Annotated in this window: 1 protein-coding gene; it reads right to left on the reverse strand. The window is 63.8% G+C overall.

Going from position 1 to position 1,146, the window contains the following annotated elements:
- Positions 1-26 precede the first annotated feature (26 nt).
- Positions 27-1,146, reverse strand: a 1,120-nt coding sequence (locus ACBJ32_RS59330) for an IS3 family transposase (RefSeq protein WP_375134397.1), incomplete at its 5' end; no start/stop codon positions are given.

Raw genomic sequence — 1,146 nt, forward strand, 5'->3', positions numbered from 1 at the left:
CGGAAGCTGTCAAACCGGCTGAGACATCAGGCTACTTGCGTGGTTTGTGGTGAAGCGTCGGTCTGGGGTGTCGCGAGTGGCTGGTTGATCCACACCTTGGTCGGCAGAGGCGGTGGGTAGGGACGCCGGCCGCGGAACCGTTCAGGGTGTGCCTGGAAGGCCGCGTGGAGGGTGGCGATCCGCTTGGCCTGGACCTGGACGGCGGTGCCGTCGTGGACCGAGGCGGGAGTGTGCATCGCGATCCCGGAATGGCGATGCTCGTTATTGTAGTAGGAGAAGAATTGGGTGCAGAAGACGTTGGCGTCTTCGATGGACCCGAATCTTCCCGGGAATGCCGGGCAATATTTTAGTGTTTTGAAGTGCGCTTCCGAGTAGGGATTGTCGTTGGACACGTGCGGCCGGGAATGGGACTGGTCGATACCGAGCAGCGCGAGCAGACCGGTGACGGTGTTGGAGGTCATCGACGTACCCCGGTCGGCATGGACCGAGCGAGGCGCGATCCCGCCATTGGCCGCGATGGCGTTCTGGAGAAACTCTTTGGCCAGGGTGCCGTTCTCGGTGGGCCAGATCTCCCAGTGGATGACTTTGCGGGAGAAGATGTCGATGATGACGTACAGCAGGTAATAGACGCCGCGCACCGGACCTTTCAGTTTTGTGATGTCCCACGACCACACCTGGTTGGGGCCGTCGGCCTCCAGTTCAGGTCGGCTGGTCGGCGGGCGCACGGCCTGGGCACGCCGCTCGCCGCTTTGGCCGCGTTCGCGCAAGAGGCGGTACATGGTGGCCTGCGAGCACAGGTAGACGCCCTCATCCAGCAGGGTCGCCCACACCTGGCCTGGAGACTTGTCGGCGAAGCGAGCAGAGTCCAGCACCGCCAGCACCTGCTCGCGCTCGTGCTCGGACAGCTCGGCCGGGTGGTGAAACGGCCTTCGCGGCCCTTGCATGGGCGGACGCGGATTGCGCTGCCGGTACACCGTGGCCCGGGATCTGCCGAACACCTCACATGCCCTGACCGTGCCGACCGACTTCTCCAGGGCCGGGAAATACTCATCCAGGACCCGGTTCACCTCTCGTCGGAGTCCGCGCTGCTTGAGATGTCCTGAAGCAGCGCGAATGCTTTTCCCGCGATGTCCAACGCGGTTTTGG

Source organism: Nonomuraea sp. GTA35, from assembly GCF_041950525.1.
Taxonomy (GTDB): domain Bacteria; phylum Actinomycetota; class Actinomycetes; order Streptosporangiales; family Streptosporangiaceae; genus Nonomuraea.